The organism is Aurantiacibacter zhengii, from assembly GCF_003584125.1.
GTDB lineage: Bacteria > Pseudomonadota > Alphaproteobacteria > Sphingomonadales > Sphingomonadaceae > Alteraurantiacibacter > Alteraurantiacibacter zhengii.
Map to the genome: position 1 here is coordinate 295,993 of NZ_QXFL01000002.1, position 18,380 is coordinate 314,372.

Genomic DNA, 18,380 nt, shown 5'->3' on the forward strand with positions numbered 1-18,380 from the left:
TCAGCTTTTGGCGGGCTTTTGCTCCTTCGTCCGCTTGCGCTGCGACAAGGCTTCGCGCCCCAGTATCGGCATGGCGACTGCAAACAGGCCAGCGGCACCGATCGCCGTTAGCGTATCCTCGTCCCCTGCCAGCAACCGCGCGAGGGCGCTTTCCTTGTCCGCGCTACCCGGCAAACTGGCCTGTGCCAGGAAACCGAGAGGCGCTGCATCCATGTCGACCACCGATATGTCGGCTGTCGGCGTACTGGCCGCAGGCGCGCCATCGGGCGGCGTCTCGCCCTGATCGGGCATTGCGTCGCTATCTGGCGCATCGGCGGACGAACCTGCCGCTTCCTGCACCTCGTCTTCCCCGGCGTCTTCTGCATCCGGCTGTTCCGGCATGGTGGATTCGGTCGCGTAGATGGATCCGCCCCAGGCCGCCACCGCATCCGCCGTGCCGTAAGTGATCTCTGGCATGTCCGCCATCGGTGCAGAACGGGTGATCACCATCGGGCGATCGTCCAGCCCCAGCGGCTCGATATCGGGCAGCAAGGGATTGGCGAACTGGCGATGATCGACGATGTTGGCAATGAATTCGGGCGGCAAGCCAGACCATGCAGCAAAATCGCCGTCCATGCCCACGGCCACGCGGGTGATCCACCACAGGTCGGTCGTCGTAAGTACAGCGTCGCCATCGGCATCGCCGTAATAGCCAACCAGTTGCAGCGCCTCGTCTTGCTCGCTCTGCGTCGGCTGGGCGGCATTGATCATGGTGACATCGACCACCAGCGTCTCGCTGGCACCATAGGGCGCATCGTCTGGAACGCTGGCATCCAGGCTTACCAGGTGCACCGTACCCGCAGCTATCGGGTCGTCGCTGACAAGCGTGACTGTCAGCAGCGATTTGCCGCCAGCAGCCGGCGATACGCTCCAGTCCAGCGTCGCGCCCTCGGGCAGGTCGGCCCCGCGTAGCACGCCATCCAGATCGAGCAGCGCCGGATCGAACGTAACGGTGAAGCGCATCGTCTTAACGCCGCCATCGCTCTGGAAACGGACCTGCAAGCCGTTCTGGTCCTCCAGCGGCACGTCGATATGTTCACCCGGACCGCGCATGAAGTCTGGCAAGCGTGCGGTGCCCGGTGCCTGCGCGATGTAGCGCAGCGTGGCCATGTAGGCGCCGCCCTGCACTCCATCGCCATCGCCATCCAGCAGGCTTCCGCGATTGGAAGTGAAGGCGTTGTCGGCCAGCACGAGCGAATACGTATCGTATTGCAGCGCCACGCCATCCGCGCGGGTGATCACCAGCTTGCCCTGCGCCATGTCCATGGCCACCAGCACGTCGATCTCGCCCGTCAGATCGCCGACAAGCGTGATCTCGGTCGCATCGGCAAGCGGCGGACCAAGCGCCTGGCTGAATTCCACAACCAGCGCGCCTTCGACAAAGCGGGCGTCCTCTACCTGCAACAGCGGGGCGGGCAATACTGTGACACCCAGCGGATCGGCTGTGAATGTGCCATCCTCGTTACGCAGCGAGGCGGTGATGGTAACATCGCCTGCACTGGCAAAGACATGGGACAGCACGGTTGCATCGCCGCTGACTGTCTGCACCGCACTGCCATCGCCCCAGTCGATGACCCACGCCTGCGTCACATCGGCACCGGGATCGCTCGCGCCCAGCGTGATCGAATATGCAAGTCCGGCATCGGCCTCGGCAGCTCCCACCAGTGACAGGCTGGGCGCGACATCGGTTACGGCAATGGCAAACGATACCTCGTCGCTATCGCCATCGGGATCGGTCACCCGTATGCGAACGAGGTTCTCGGCATCGCCATCGGGGGCGAACCAGCTGAATGCGCCGGTCTGGGAAAGCGTGGCACCTTGCGGTGCCTCCACCAGTGTCCACTTTAGCTCGTCCAGCGCGTCGTCCGGATCGCTGGCCAGCAGTGAAAGGTTTACCGTCTGCCCCTCGGCCACGGTAACGTCCGGTTGACTGTCCAGTACCGGCGCCTCGTTCGGGATGGCGGCGACCGATACCGTGAAATTGCGCTGCGAGAACGCTCCGTCAGGATCGGTGACGCGAACCGTAAAGCTTGCATCGCCAAGGGCGTTGGCCGTCCAGGTTACGCGACCCTGTGGCGATACTGCGGCACCTTCCGGTCCGCTCACCAGCGTAAAAGTGAGGTCGTCCAGCGCATCGTCCACATCCGAAGCAACAAGCTGCAGATCAATTGCAGCGTCTTCGAAGACTTGAATATCGGCGACCGGTGCGAGGATCGGAGCGACATTGGGAACGGGCGCGACCGCAATGATAAAGCTGCGTTCGGCGAAGGCACCATCGGGATCGGTCACGCGCACGGTGACGGGCTGCTCGCCAAGCGTGTCGGCGGCCCAGATGAAGGAGCCGTCAGCCGATACCTCCGCACCTACAGGGCCGCTCACCAGAGTGAAGGTGAGATCGCCAAGCGCGTCGTCCGGATCGCTCGCCACCAAGGAGAAGCTTACCGCATCGCCCTGTGTCACGGCAATATCGGCAACCGGAGCAAGCGACGGCGCCTCGTTCGGGATGGCGGCTACCGATACCGTGAAGCTGCGCTGCGAGAACGCCCCGTCGGGATCGGTCACGCGCACGGTCACGGGCTGCTCGCCAAGCGTGTCGGCGGTCCAGCTGAAGGTGCCGTCAGCCGATACCTCCGCACCTACAGGGCCGCTCACCAGAGTGAAGGTGAGCTCGCCAAGCGCATTGTCCGGATCGCTCGCCCCGAGAGCGAAGCTGACCGCATCGCCCCGTGTCACGGCAAGATCGGCAACCGGATCGAGTACCGGCGCTTCGTTCGGAACGGGCGCAACCGCGACGACAAAGCTGCGTTCGGCAAAAGCACCATCGGGATCGGTAACGCGAACGGTGACGGGTTGCTCGCCCAGCGTGTCGGCGGTCCAGCTGAAGGTGCCGTCAGCCGATACCTCCGCACCTACAGGGCCGCTCACCAGAGTGAAGGTGAGCTCGCCAAGCGCATTGTCCGGATCGCTCGCCCCGAGAGCGAAGCTGACCGCATCGCCCTGTGTGACGGCAAGATCGGCAACCGGATCAAGCACCGGTCCTTCGTTCGGAACGGCGGCGACGGTGACGATAAAGCTACCCTCATCCAGCGCGCCGTCGGGATCGGTCACGCGGACCGTAAAGGCGGCATCGCCCAGGCCGGCGGCGGTCCAGGTAAGGCGACCTGTCGGAGAGACTGCTGCACCTGCCGGACCCGATACGAGTGCGAACGTGAGATCACCGATCGCATCGTCTGCATCCGAAGCGGCAAGCTGGAATTCCAGCACGTCGCCCTGTGTGGCGTTCACATTGCCAATTGGCGCGAGCACCGGCGCTTCGTTCGGTACCGGTGCCACCGATATGACGAAGCTGCGCTCTGCCGTGTTGCCCGCCTGATCGCTCACGCGGACCGTCACCGGCTGATCGCCCAATATGTCCGCCGTCCATGTGAAGCGGCCATCGTTCGATACAGCTATGCCAGCAGGGCCGGAAACGAGGCTGAATACCAGCGTGTCCAGCGGATCGTCGGGGTCGCTCGCCTCCAGGTCGAAGGCAATTTCATCTCCCTGCGTCACGGCCAGGTTGCCCACAACTGAAAGCACGGGTGAAGCATTCACCAGTTCAGCGACACTTATGGTGAAGGTCACCGTATCGCTTGCGCCGTCGGGATCGGTGACGCTGACCGTGAACGACTGATCGCCTACGGCATCCGCAGTCCAGGCGAACTCGCCAATAGGCGTAACCGTGGCACCACCGGGACCGGAAACGAGAGCGAAAGTAAGGTCACCCGCATCGTCGTCGGGGTCGCTGGCGGAAAGCGAGAACGCGATTGCGTCGCCTTCGGTCACAGCGCGGTTGGACACCGCGTCGATCACCGGGGGCTGGTTGGCAGGTGCGGCCACGGCGATGACGAAGGTACGCTCGGCGAAGAGTCCCTCGCTGTCAGTCACACGCACGGTCACGGCGTTGTCGCCCGTCCCGCTCGCCACCCAGCTGAAGGTTCCGTCGGCAGAGACCGCCGCACCCGCTGGACCGGTGACGAGCGAATAGGTCAGCGTCGTATCGTCGTCTTCGGCATCGCTGCCGGTCAGCACCAGGATCACAGTATCGCCCTGCACCACGGCTGCGTCATTCACCGGCGCCAGGGTGGGCGGCGTGTTCGTGGCAAGCAACGTAACGGCGATATCGAACGTGGTCTGGGCGAAAGCACCATCAGGGTCGGTGACACGAACCGTCACCTGCTGCGCCTCGGCGGTGCCGGTGGCAGTCCAGCGGAACGTGCCTGAGGGCGACACGGTCGCCCCGGCGGGACCGGAAACCAGCGAGAAGACGAGATCGCCTTGCGCGTCGTCCGGGTCGCTGCCGGTCAGGACAACAACCAGTTCATCACCCTCGGTCACAGCCTGCTGCGCCACCGGATCGATGGCGGGCGGCTGGTTGTCGGGCGGGGTGACGGCAATGACAAAGCTCGTCTGCGACACCGCACCCGCCGCGTCCGCAACCTGGACTGTTACGGTCTGCGGGCCGGTACCCGTGGCAGTCCAGGCGAATTGCCCTTCGGGCGATACCGAAGCCCCCGCAGGGCCATCGATCAGCGTGTACACCAGCGCGGCTGGCGCATCGTCTATATCTGTTGCGGTGAGCGTCAGATTGACGTCATTGTCGCGCAAAACATTCAGGTCCGCCACGGCGCCGATCACGGGATCATCGTTCACCGGGTTGACCGTGATGGTCACATCCGCGCTCGCGCGGCCGCCAATGTTGTCGGTCACGGAGTAACTGAAGCTATCGGTGCCGAAGAAGTTCTCGTCCGGCGTATAACGATAAAGCCCGCCTTCCAGCACCAGGGTGCCGTTGGCCGGCTGCGTATCGACCGTCAGCGCCAGCGGATCCCCTTCGGGGTCGGTATCGTTGGCCAGCAGGTCGAGCAGGACCGTACCGTCCTCGTCCAGGCTGGCGGAATCGTCCAGCGCGATGGGCGGGAAGTTCACTTCGGTCGTTCCGAAGGCGATATTGTCGACGGTGACAAGGCTGTCGAGCGCACCCTGTGCGATCAGGTCGAACGACAGCAGTGCGCCATTGACCGCATCTATGGCACCTAGCGAAATGGTTACCACGACCGGGCCAGCAAGCGGATCGCCCGACACCGCCACGCCCGGCGCCACGTAGAGCGAGCCATCGGCCTGGAGATTGAGGAAGGCATCGGACAGGTCCAGCCCGCCCATCGCGCCAAGCAGCGACTCGCCCGTCACGGGATCGATCAGCGCGACTTCGAAGGCATCGGGGGGCAGCCCCTCTTCGCTGCCGAGACCGGCGACATCGAGCGTGAAGCTAAGCGTCTGCGCATCGGCCGGGATAGCGAATCCCTGCCGCAGCGAGGAGAAGAAGCGGCTATCTTCCGCCAGCACCCCTGCCCCGCCGGATACCGAGCCACCGCCAACAGCTTGCCAGCCCTGCGCGGCGGAGAAATCGCCGTTTTGCAATGGTGTAACGGCGGGTGCCCCCAGGGTATAGAGCGGCGCGATCTGAGGAGCGCGCGGCGCGCCCGCAAGAAAACCGCCCTGCCCGCCCTGCAACTGCACCAGTGGATTGTCGCCCGGATCGAATGTCATGGTTTCCCCGACGACACCGACTTCATCCAGTTCGGAATAGAAGCGTCGTTCACCCAGGCCGATGGTTGCGCTCATCAGGCGCGCATCCAGCGTGGCGGGAATATCCTCGATACCCACGGCGTGACCCAGTTCGTGCAGCACCACGGTGAACAGGTCCACCCGGCCTGCCGCCTCGCTGCTTTCCAGCGCATCGAAGAGGTGGCCTGCGGCGCCTTGTGTGAACTCGCTGCTCTCGGCCGGAGTGGCATCGATGAACCAGCCGTAGCCACCGGCATCGTCATCGATCACCAGCAAGCCGTCTTCGAACGTGGCGAGTGCGTTGTCGCCAAGATCGCGCACCTCGAAAGTGATGTTGTCGAAGATGTTTTCGAGGTTGGCGTAGACACCATCGTCGAGCCATTCCTGCTTCGCAGCCTCGATCACCGCCTCCATCTGGGCCAGCGTGCTGGATGTGACATCGACAGGCACTTCACCAGCCGGATCAAGCTCCAGCGGGCTGCCGCTGGTGACCAGTGTGAAGCGCACCTTGTCGAGCAGGAAGACCTGGCTGATCGCATCGCCAATTGCGAAACTGGGATCGGGGTCGGCGCTGATAATTACCTGGCGTTCGCGTACCAGCATCTCGGTGCGTCTCTCGACCGCGTAGTCCTCCACCGTGCCGCCGGGGATTTCCACCGCGTTCGTTTCGCCAAAGGAAACCGGGTCGAGCACGCGGGACGGATCGTCACCGCGGTCAATCAGGTACTGGCGGATGTAGTGGGTCACGGCCTGCGCGCGGTCCGCAGCAAGCTGCTTGTTGTATTCGTAAGTGCCGTTCGGGTCGGCATAGCCGAATATCTGCACCTGCGCATCGGGGTGTTCGAACACCCATTTCGCCTGTTGTTCCAGTGCAGCAAGCTCACCGGGCTTGTCGGCCAGCTGCGCCAGGGTCCGCTCGTCGTTCTCGAAGAACACCTTGTTGTCGACACCGGCGGGGTAGGACCAGGGATTGAATTCCTCGAGGATTTCCTCGGCCGCGACCGAGATGATTTCCAGCTTCACGACCTGTCCCCGCAGCGCCGCGGGGACATCGACGACGATGTTGTTGGTCTTCCAGAAGCCAAGGTCGAGTTCGATCGGCTGTTCCACCACTACCTGGTCGGTGGTGGCATTGGTCATGCGCACCAGCACGCGGGCATTCGGGGTCAGCAGCCAGGGCGTCTTGATCTCGAGCTGCAGCTTGTTGGCAGTCGGCGGCACCACCATGCGGTTGTGCGTCAGGGTGGAGAAATCGCTCGTCTCGTCGATGAACTTGTTGAGCGCCTGGGTAACCTTCGCCGCCAGGCCGGATGTCTCGCTGCCGATCTGGAAGCCGATAATTTCGACAATGCCGTTCAGGATTGCCTTCACCGCCGCCGTGCCGCCGAACATCAGGGCATAGTTGCTCGTCTGCTCGCCGATCAGGGCCTCGAACGCCTTCTTGATGACCTCTCGGAAGCCGTCGAATTCATCCGACGATGGGTTGGAGGATTTGCCGATGAACCCGGCGACATCGAAATCGCCAAACACCGCGCCTGCATCGATGGCCGCCTTGATGAGATCATCCACCACGTTCACGACCTTGAGCAGGTGCTCGTAGGCCGAACGCTTGGCGATGGCGTCGGGGTTGGTAACCAGCATTTCCAGCTCCCACCGATTGTAGGCATCGGTGCCCGGCTCGGACGGAGGTGGCTTGAAGCCGGTTTTCTGCAGCATCTTGCCGCGTAGGTAATCGTCGAGGAATTTCTTGCCCGCCGTATCCATCAGGCGGGCGAAAACATCCGCACCCAGCTGGCCGGGGTTGGTTTGGACGGCGAACATGCCGGTCACGTCGACCTCGCCGATCCAGTCGCCGAAATCGATCTTGAACCCGCCGCCGCCATGGAACGACCAGCCCGGCAGTTCATAGGCCAATGGATAGCGGCCAAAGGTCGCTTCCTCGAACACCGAGTTGTTGGCGTTGCCGCCCTGGACGAGAAAGTTGTAGAAGGAATTGCGGATTCCGAGCTCGAAATCGCCGTTGAACACCGTTGGAACCGCGGCATCGCCGCGCGGGGCCTGCGAGTTGTCGTAAGCCACGTTCACACGTTCGCCCGTGCTGGTGCGATAGGGCGCGCCGCCCCCGGCCGCACTGTAATACCAGCCGGTTCCGATCCCTTCCCACACATTCTTGTTCGGCGTGGACTCGTAAGTGGTCGCGGGCCTTCCGGCGGTCACCTTCGAAGGCACCACCTGGTACCATGGCACCTGGCCGAAATTCTCGGTCGGGATGATAAGCGAGAGCGTGCCCTTCCCGTCGTCGGTGACGCGGCGATAGATGGGATAGCCATTCAGGTTGTCGATGCTGGTGTCGATCGTGCCGGCATACCATTCGAAGACGCGCGAGTGCGGTCCGCCTACACCGATCGAGAACGGGCCGAAGCCGACATCGTCCTGGGTGAAACCGGAACGCCCGTTGAGGTGGATTTCCAGGTCGGCACTGGTGGCGGCAGCGGCCGGGTTTTCCTGCCTGAACTTCAGCAGGTCCTCGTTGCTGGCAAAGCTGGAGAATGGATTTGCCGTCAGTGAACGCCCGTTGGCCGTCAGCGTGAAGCTTAGGCGTCGCAGGGTATCCCCAACCGGCAGGTCGGTCGTCTCTGCACGCGCCAGCGTCTGGTAATAGTTGTCGGCAAAGGTGACGTTGTTCCAGACCTGGACCGAGGGATCGCTGAAATTCTGGAACTGGATCGGATTCAATTTCAGGCCAAGGAACGCCGCCAGGTCGAACAGTTCGGGCACCTTGTTGCCGAATTCGATCAGTTTCTTGCCCACGCTGGGCGCCAGCAAGCTGACGATCACGCCTGCTCCCTGCACCGCCAGCTGAGCTAGAGTATCCAGCGGCACGGCGAGCGTTTCCTGCAGGAAGTCATGCGGATCAAGCGTGGTCATGTGAATGCCGTATTCGCCACCGGCATTCGGGAAGTACGTTCCCAGCCGCTGGATGATCTCGGAATTCACGACAGCGCCGCGTCCGTGCCCGATGAAGTGCAGCGGCGACTTGAAGATGTTGCCCCCGCTTTCCTGGTTAAGGGCGACCAGCGAGGCGAAGAACGCATCCCCTGCTGCTTCCGCGAAGCCGGTATCGGTGATGTCCGATTCCTTGTTCCAGTCGGTGAGGAGGACCACCGCCTGTCCCGGCACCAGCGCACCGGCGTTCCGGCGGCTGCTGTCGGAAATGTCCACCCAGTCGCCGGTTTCCTTCTCGTATCGCAGTACCACGCCGCCGCCACTGGCACGCGCTATCATCTGGGCGACCTCGGTATAGGCCCCGCCCTCTTCCTCGAATGCCACGTTGTCGAGGCCAAAGCCCAGCTGCATATCGTGGCTGAGGATGGTGACGCCGTTGTACGGCGCATCGATGGCCTTGGGCTGCAACTGGAACGCGGCGGCTTCGCGCACGTCCTTGCCGACCATCTCGACGCCCCAGAAATAGTCCTGCCCGCCTGTCATCGCCCGCGCATATTCGGCCGAAACGAAAACCTTCCAGGTCTTGTTGTCGGTATCGCCGGTGCGGATGATATTGCCGCTTGGCTGCACCAGGTAGGCGCCCGGTTCCAGATCCTGTGATGTGATGATCCGGTTGGGGTTATTGTCGCCCGCTGCCAGCAGCGCCGCGCTGGGATCGTCGTCGAAGAAATATCGCGGCGACGGGTCATCGTCCGGCCACATGCCACGACCCGGCGGCAGCGCGCTTACAAAGAAGCGCGTCTTGAGCGGGGTGCCGTCAGTCGGCAGTTCTATCAGGTTGGTATCGATGTCCCAGTGGAACGTCAGCAATTCCGAATTCTGGTTGAACACGTCTGCCTGCGCGGTGGGCGTGATCAGTCGCAGGGCATTGATATCCTGCAAGGCGAGGCCTCGACCGTGGCGGGGCACGTCCACCGCCGGCTCATAGAAATCGACCCCGAATGACGGATGATCGAGCACCACCGTCTTCCACTTGTCGCGCTGGAGCGTGGGAGCGGGATCGATCGCGCGCACCTTCTCGATGTCGAGGATGACGATGTTCCCGACCCCGCGGTAATTGGCGTAGAGCTTGTCACCCGAACTATCGATGCGCAGTTCTTCGAGGAAGGCGAGCGGGATCGGGGTGGTGACGCCCACAAGCTCTGCCGCACCAAACGGATCGCGAATAACGAGGATTTTCGAACCCCAGGAATAGAGGCTATCGATCGCCTGACCCTTGGCCAGATCGCTCTGCCAGTACTGCGGGGGCAGGCCCCAGTCGGCGACGAAGGCGTATTCACGGTCCGGCGTAACAGCCACGCCGGAGGCATGGTGGAGGTTTAGGTCGTTGACCCGTCCGATCGAGAAACTTCCCGAATCGGTGGTCCGCTTGAGGTCTACTGCCAAGGTGTAGCCGGCCACGGTGAACGGGCGTTCCACAACGCCGGTAGGCTGATCCGTGACACGAGTGGAAACCGCACGCGGCTTGTTCCCCTCGATCAGAAAATTGAGCGGGTTGTCGCTCAGCACTTCAATGATCTTGAGGCCGGCATCCATGTCCCCGCGCGAAACGAACACCATCTTGTCGGGATCGGTAGTGGCCTGGATGTCATAAGGGTCCACGCCGCCATCGATCTTGGCAATAACCTTTCGCCATTTGCGCGAATTGGCGTCCTGGGAGGCCGGGCGGTCCCCTTCGTCGGTGTTGATGACGATAATCAGGCCCTTGTCCTGATTGCTGCCGTAAGCCCACGGCCGTTTGCCGAACAGTTCGGACACCGGCACCGCAACATACAGGCGGGTGCCATCGGCATTCAGAGACATGCTCGTGATGTGGCCGAATTCATCGCCCTGACTGGTGATGCCCACATCTATGGCATGGGCGGAATCGCTCAGGACCTTGAGGTAGTTCGGCGAACCGGGATCGATGTCGATCACGTGAACCTTGCCGTACCCGCCAGCGTAAAGGAACTTGTTGTTCGGATCGACCGCCAGCGCGGTGACATTGCCGCCGGGGATCTCGATCATCTGTATGCCGGGTTTGGTGGCATCGGCATCGTGCTGCTGCAGCGCCAGCGTATCGATAACCGCGATGCCCTTGTTCGTCGCAGCGAAAGCAGCGCCAAGATCGGTCGTGGTGACGATCTCGTTCACCGAGGCACCAAGGTCGATGTAGTGGAACAGATAATCCCGTTCCTGCTCGTTCTCGAAATTGCGCTTCAAGTCGATCACTTCGACGCCGCTGGTCGTCCCGGCGAAGCCGAAGGACGCCTTGTTGTCGACCTTGATCGGCACGCTGCGGATCGTCTCACCCGATCCCGCAGGCGCATCGGTGCGCGGCCTCTCGATGAAGATCTCGCTAGACCCCAGCAGGATGTTGGGACTGACATTGATCGTGACGACGGCGACGCCGAGGCCCGGTTGGATCGTGACCTGCTCATCGGTCAGTTCGAGTTCGAAGGTCCCTTGGCGTATGACGACTTTCAGGTCGTCGATCGGTGCAGTCCCGTTGTCGACAACCATCACCACCTTGGAGCCGCCGCCATCCTGCAGGACCGGGTCGGCGCTGATGATGACCGGGGCAAGGTCGCTGCTGGACTGGCTGGAGGGGAACTCGGCAAAGATCGTCCGGTCCTTGCGCAGGGTATTCGCGGTCGGCTCGAGCTGGACGCGCTCGTATGTGCCGTCTCCCGCCTTGCGGAAGATCTGGATGGCTGCCTTCGTGGCCAGGTCCGGCAACTGCGCGATGGCAAGTCCCAGCCCGGCAAGTCCAAGCCCCACCGCCGTTCCGGCAAGGCCCCCAGTCGCCGCTATGCCCAGTGCGGGGAAGAAGCAGAAGAAAGTCGCCAGCTTGAACCCGGCATTCACCGACAGTGTGGGCACCGGTTCGCCGATGCGGCCCACCAGGATGCGACCGTTCTGGGACAGACCCGGGAACGGCGGCGATTTCACACGCGCCATGCCGTCGGCATCGATCGTGCCGGAATCCAGCACATTCCAGACTTTCACAAGTTCGCCGTTTTCGCCAACCGGCAGTTCCTGCTCGACGAAAATCCACACCTGGTCGCCCACTTCGCCAGCGCCCGAGGGCACGGGAACGGCGAGTTGCAGGGCATCGGTTATCTCCGCACCCTCCACGGAAAGGTCGAAGGCGCCGACGAAATCGAACAGGTCTGGCGCGGGCATCGGAATGTCGAGATCCGCTTCGGCCACGGTCTCCACGGTCACCGTGGCATCGCCGGAAAGGGCACCGGGACCGAATGCCAGCTGGATGCCACCAGTATTTTCGATAATGCCACCCTCGGCGGCATTGATGGCCACCGTGTCGCCAACTGCCGCAGGCTTCACCGACACCTGGATCACGTCCTCCCCGCGAGCGTGGATCACCGTTACCGTCGTGCGCCCTTCGCGAAGGCCGGTCATCATGCCGTTCTCGTCGACGGCTACGATCGAGCTGTCGCCGGAGAGATACAGAGTGCCTTCTTCCGGATAGTCATCGACATACATGGACCGGGCCGGATCGAGCGAGGCGATGATCTGGCGCGTGCCGCCCGCAGGCAACAGCGTGACGGTGTCGGGATAGGCATCGAGACCGTAAACCGAGGTGAGGATTTCACTCAATGTCTCGGGCAGGCCCGCGCTGACCACGGTGGCGGCAGAGATATTCCCCCGGCTGACCTGGAGATAGGTGGAGCCCGGCCCCACCGGGCGAAGCAAGCCGCCTTCATCCAGCGTTGCCACGGCGGTGTCGCCAACCTTTGCCTCGACATAGGAGTAGGGCAGGAAGACTTCCGCCTGATCCGCGAATGTGCCGACGAGGCCGATGCGGAACTGCTCGCCGATGGAATTGAATTCCAGGTCGCGCACCTCGAAATCGATAGCTGTCAGCGGCGCATCGGAAACATTGATATCGATGACGCCGGCAGCAGATGTGCCGTAACCGTCGTCCGCCGAAACCCGGACGCTGGCCGCCCCATCGTAGCCCGCATCGGGCGTAAAAATCAGGCCTCGACCATCGGTGGTAAGCCGGGCCGTGCCGCCGGTCACATCGACGATGCGATAGTAGAGCCGGTCGCCATCGGGATCGGTGGCTACCTCGGAAAGGTCTATCCAGGCAGGCAGGTCGATATGGGTCAGGACGTCGGCCAGCTCTTCCGCCAGTTGCGGCGGCAGGTTGGCAAGGAAGCCGTAGTTGGCCGCCAGCAACTGCCGGTCGGATGCCCCGATCTCGCCGTCACCGTCAATATCACTGCCCTGGGCAGCTGCCGCAAGGGCAGTGCTGTCGGCGCCGTCCACCCGCCCATCGGCGGTGATGTCGCCTGCAATGCGCAGGTCGAGCGAATAGCCCCCGCTGCCAGTCAGTGTCAGCAGGTTCAGGCCTGCCGCCTCGATAGCGAAGAGCGATACGGTTTCGCCGCTGCCTTTCTCGCGCGAGAGCAGCCGTGCCCCGGCGATGGCCGCATCGGTATCGCCGGTGGTCACCACCCTCAGCACGACGATGCCACTCTGGGTCTTGGAAATCTCGCTACTGCGGATCGTGAAGGCAAAAGTTGCCTCGCCTTCCGTCGGTAAGTCGCCTGTCAGCGGATTACCGGTGAACGCTGCCGCCGTCCCGAGATTGCCGATGATGGGCGCGGTGCTTACCTCGCCATCGGTGCCGTAGGAGATACTACGCCCGCTGCCCGCACCCGGCAATTCGAGCTCCAGTCCACTCTCGCCATAGGCATAGCGCGTGCCCTCTCCGGTGGAGAGGTTGCGCGTGCCCGCCAGCTTCCCGGCAGTGTCGTACTCGAACACCACGCTGACCCCGTCGGGCGACGTCAACCGGGTGATGTTCCCTGCCTGGTCGCGTACGAAGGAAAGGGTCTCCCCGCCTAGCGCGGTGATGCCGCTGTCACCGACAAGCAATGTGCCCGAGGTGGTTTCTATGGCCACGGTGCCGCGGCGGGAATCGATGATAAAGGCCGTGCCGTCGGGCGATACCAGGCGATAGTCGCTCTCACCGAAGATCGCGGCAGCCGGGTTGTAGGCGATGCCGCTTTCGACGGAGAAGAACTTCGCCCCCACCTGGCGAAGCTGCACATTTGCGCTTTGTAGCACGTAACCGTGATCGCCATCAGCGACGAAAGCCGGGCGATAGAAGGTCTGCCCGCCGATCACTTCTGCAACTGGTGCAAAAGTGAATCCGGCACGTTCGCCCGTGGGCAGGGTTAGGTAGACGCGGGTGCCCAGCTCGAATGCGGGCGCGCTGCCATCGGCCGCCAGGCGGTCACCCGCTGCGCTCTGCACATCCATGTCGATGCCCAGGTAGGACCATTCGCCCGAAATCGAGTCGTAACGGCGCACGAGGTCGAACGGGATGCCGCCAACGGTGCCGCTGAAATCCGTGCCCTGCGTCACGAGACGGCCGATCTTGTCCTCTCCGGTCAGCAGTTCGATATCGGCGCTGGCCACGCTGGTGCGCCCGGAAATGTCCTGCGCGGTAAGCCGCAGGGCGTAGAAACCATCGGACAAGCGACGCGGATCGAGATTGCCCAGCACATCGGCCTGGGGACTATCGCCGCGCGCCAGTTCGACCACGCTGCCATCGTCGCCCAGCAGTTCGAGCGTCCAGAAATCGAGGTTGGTATCCGCAATCGAGCCGGAAATCGCCAGCGGCTCGCGCACCAGTGCGTCAGACAGCGTCGTGGCAAGCGAGACGACAGGCGCACTCGTATCCTCCGGATCGCGGACCTTGAGTTCGCGCGTCACGGTGCGTTCGCCGCCATCGGCATCCCGCACGGTGGCCACCAGCACGTATTTGCCCGGCGCATCCGGCGTGATCGTGGCGCGGCCATTCTCACCGATGGTGACCGGCTGCCCGTCAAGTTGCAGGGTGGTTTCCACGATCTCGGACAGGCTGTCGGCCTGTACCGTAACCAGAACATCCTGGCTGGGCACCGGTGCGAAGCTGGGTGTCAGCTCGATCCGTACCACCGGGTCTACCGGTTCCAGCAGCGCGCGCAGCAGGATCACCTTCGGTGTCGTAGTCTTGCCGTCGTCCACCTTCAGGCGGACGACATAGTCGCCAATCTGGCCGGGCCCCGGTGTCCAGGCAAACTCGCCGGTTTCCGGGTCTATCGTGGCACCTTCGGGCAGGTCGTCGGCGGTGAAAGTCAGCACGTCGTTTACGTCGGCATCAGCGGCATCGATGAAGAAGCGCTTTTCCTCACCGATCACGAAGGCATGGAAACCTTCACTGACTACAGGCGCGCGGTTGATGTCCGCCACCCGGATGAGGATCTCGATCTCGTCGGTCGCGCCCGACGGATCGACGGCGCGCAATTTCAGCACATGGTCGCCCTGCTGGTCATACCCCGGTGTCCATTGCACTTCGCCGCGACTGGCGACGAACAGTGCACCTTCGGGAAGGCCGCTGACCACCGAGAGCTGGACCGGATCGCCATCAGGATCGCTGGCAATCGCACGGAACACCAGGTCGGATCCCTCGCGCACCAGTTGCAGGCCCATGGGAACGAAAATCGGCGCCTGGTTGACGTCCTCCACCGTCAGTTCGACGGTTTCGCTGCTCGACATGTTGCCGTCGCTTGCCGTGAAGGTCACTTGGTACACGCCGGAGGCGTTGCCAGCAGGCGTCCACGAGAATTCGCCGGTGGCGGGATCCAGAACCGCGCCCGCCGGCGCACCTGCCATGCTGAAGGTCAACACATCGCCATCGGGATCGCTGCCGCGCAGGGTGAAGGCCAGTTGCTCTCCCTCGAGCACGCTCCTGTTACCAACCGGTGCAATCTGCGGCCCCGCATTGGCGGCACGCACGACCACGTTGAATACGGCGTTGTCGCTGGCAGGGTCGGTCAGGCCGTTGCCACTGTCGGTAACGGTTACGCCGACGGTATAGGTCCCTGCATCGCCAGTGCCGGGGGTGAAACTGAGCAGCGCCCGGCCATAGACCGCAGTGGGCGCGATGGTGGCCCCAGGCAGGCCGGATACCGCATAGGCCAGCGCATCCTCATCCATGTCGGAAACATCGACGAGAATTTCCGTCGTCTGGCCTATCAGCGCCACGACATCGCCCAGGTAGGCGATTTCGGGTGCCTCGTTGTCGCTGGTGACGGAGATGTTGAAGACATAGCCACCCGTCAGCGGCTCACCCGTGCCATCGCCATCGTCCGTGGCCAGCAGAACGATGGTGTAATCGCCGCGCGTGTTCGCGCCGGGGGAAAGGTGCAGCAGGCCGGTGCCATCACCGTTGTCGGTGAACTCGATGAAACCGGGAAGCGGGCGATAGGGGCTTTCGTTGATCGCCTGCAGCACCAGCGGGTTGCCGTCTGCATCGGTCGCGCTGACGGGGATGTCCACTGTGCTGCCACGCGCGATGGTGACATTGTCGACCGGCGCCACCTGCGGGCGGCGGTTCTGGTTGAAGACGGTGATCGGCACCTCGATCTCGGTCGATAGCGGTTCTTCGCCATCGCCATTGTCCGTGGCGCGGAAGCGAACGATGTGCTCTCCTGCCTGCGCATCGGTTGGCGTCCAGCTGAACTGCAGGGTTTCCGCATCGAAGGTTGCCCCCTCGGGCAGATCGCCGATCACCTCTACCGTTACGGTTTGCGGCAGGTTGGTGGTGTCGAACAGCTCGTCCGCACCATTGCGCAGCGCCGGGGTGTAGAATGGATTGTCCGGATCGAAGGCATAGGCGGTGAAGGCAAGTTGCTGGCCTTCCAGCACCTGCCACCCGTCCTGCTGGGTAAACACGGGCGCGCCATTGGCATTGTCCACCACGATCTGGGTGGTGAAGCCGACATCGGTTTCGCCGTCGCTGACCACGAAATGAATATCGTAGACCCCCTCCTGCACATAGGCGGGCGTCCATTCGAACTCGCCACTGATGGGATTCAGGGTGGCACCGAACGGCAGGTTGTCGGCGGTATAGGTCAATTCACGGTCGCCCGAAGCGCTGGCCTCGATCTCGAAGCGGACGAGATCGCCCTCGCGCGCCGTCCTGTCGGCAGGTACTATCACCTGCGGCGGCTCGTTGGCCTCCGCAACTGCCAGTCGGACAACGATTTCATCGCGCCCGGTGCCGTCGGTCACCAGGAAGCGAACGTCGTAGGTGCCGGCGGCCTCGTACCCGGCCAGCCAGGAGAAGGACCTGGCGGCAGGATCGAACACCGCGCCGCCGGGCAGGCCGTCCGCAATGAATGTAAGCGGATCGAGGTCGGCGTCGATCGCAGCGAGCACGAATTCGAAAAGCTGGCCTTCGCGTCCGCTCAGTTCAATCGGCGGAGCAACGAACTCGGGCGCGCGATTGCCATTGGCGACCTTGAGGACGAAGCGCTGGAGGCTGATCGCGCCGCGGGTGTCGAAAGCCTCGATAACCACAGGGACCTCGTCGGCGGCGGTCAGCGGTACGTTCCAGGTCAACAAACCGGTATCGGCGTCGATGGACATTCCCGCAGGCCCGCTGAGCAGGCCGAAGTGGATCGCCTGCCCCTCCCCATCCACCGCGCTCGCCTGGTAGGAGAAAGGCTGACCCAGCTCCAGCGAAGCCGTCGGCGCAGCGCTGGTAAAGACAGGGGCCGTATTCGGCAGCGTGCCAGCAACGATGCCGGGCACGAAGGATAGGCGCTGGTTGCCGGAAGTGGCGATGGAAACGGTGCGGCCAACCGTGCTTTCGCCGCTTTCCAGTACGCCGCCTGCGGGCAAGGATGCGCCAAGGTCGATAAGCCAGCGGCCATCGTCGGTCTGGCCCGCTGCATCGACAGGCACGTTTTCGAACCCGGCGGTGGGATCGATGGTGAGCAGCGCGGGCAATGAAATGGGGCCGTCGGTCTTGTTGGTGACGACGACTTCGTAGGAGATCAGCCCCGTCGCACGGTCGAGGCGGGTGTTGGTGAACGTCAGATCCACCAGCGCGGTGATATCGTCGAAGGCGGCGAAGGTGCTGGCATAGTCCGCGCCAAGCCGCTGGCCGTTCTGGCTGGAAATCGCCCCATCCACGACAAGGGTGAAGTCGTCGCTCAGCAGCGGACCGAAATTGATGAAGGCGGTGCGGGTCTCCGCATCGTAGGTGACGCTCTGCACACCTTGTGAACCGGTCGCCGCACCTTGTAACGTGTAATAGCCGGGATTGAGAACAGAGCCTGCATCGCTTGCCGAACCGACGAACATGTCCTGGTCGAAAGTGACCGACAGGAACGGCAACGGCAGCGCCACCTGCGATCCGGCAGGCGGATTCGTGGCGATGACTTCGGGCGCGGTGGCGGTGGCAATGCGATCGACCTGATTGGACTGGCTGATAAGCAGTTCGCCCGCACTCGTGGCCAGCACCACATCCCCACGGGTGCCGCTGTCGGCAACGGCAACGCGTTGCAGCGTGGCGAGATCCACCATGGTCAGCTCGCTGCCCTCGACGGCGATCCCGTCGCTGCCCACATCGCCCGAAGTGTGGGAGACGAACAGCAGGCCTTCCAGCTGCGTTCCGGCCTTGCCGAAGGTGAGGGAATCCGCAGGCGCGTCAAATGTCAGCACGGTTTCTGCGCGGGCGCGGTCGGTAAATTTCACCACCTGTCGCCGGTCCGGCCAGGTGACGGCCCACAGGTCGCCCGCTTCGTCGAAGGCAAGGCTGCCCACGCGCAGGTCTTCGTCGCGGCTCCACTGGGTGAAGGTGCCTGTATCGGGGTCGAACGTCGAGATGCCGTTGTTGGTGGAGACGTAGATCGTCCCGTCATCGGGATCGACTGCGATGG

Annotated in this window: 1 protein-coding gene (running past one end of the window); it reads right to left on the bottom strand. The window is 63.3% G+C overall.

The features are described from left to right. A protein-coding gene (locus D2V07_RS05160) for an Ig-like domain-containing protein (RefSeq protein ID WP_158586769.1) crosses the window boundary here: on the bottom strand, positions 1-18,380 show its 3' portion. It continues 20,161 nt past the right edge of the window; the window shows 18,380 of its 38,541 coding nt (coding positions 20,162-38,541); the start codon falls outside the window, past its right edge; it ends in the stop codon at positions 1-3.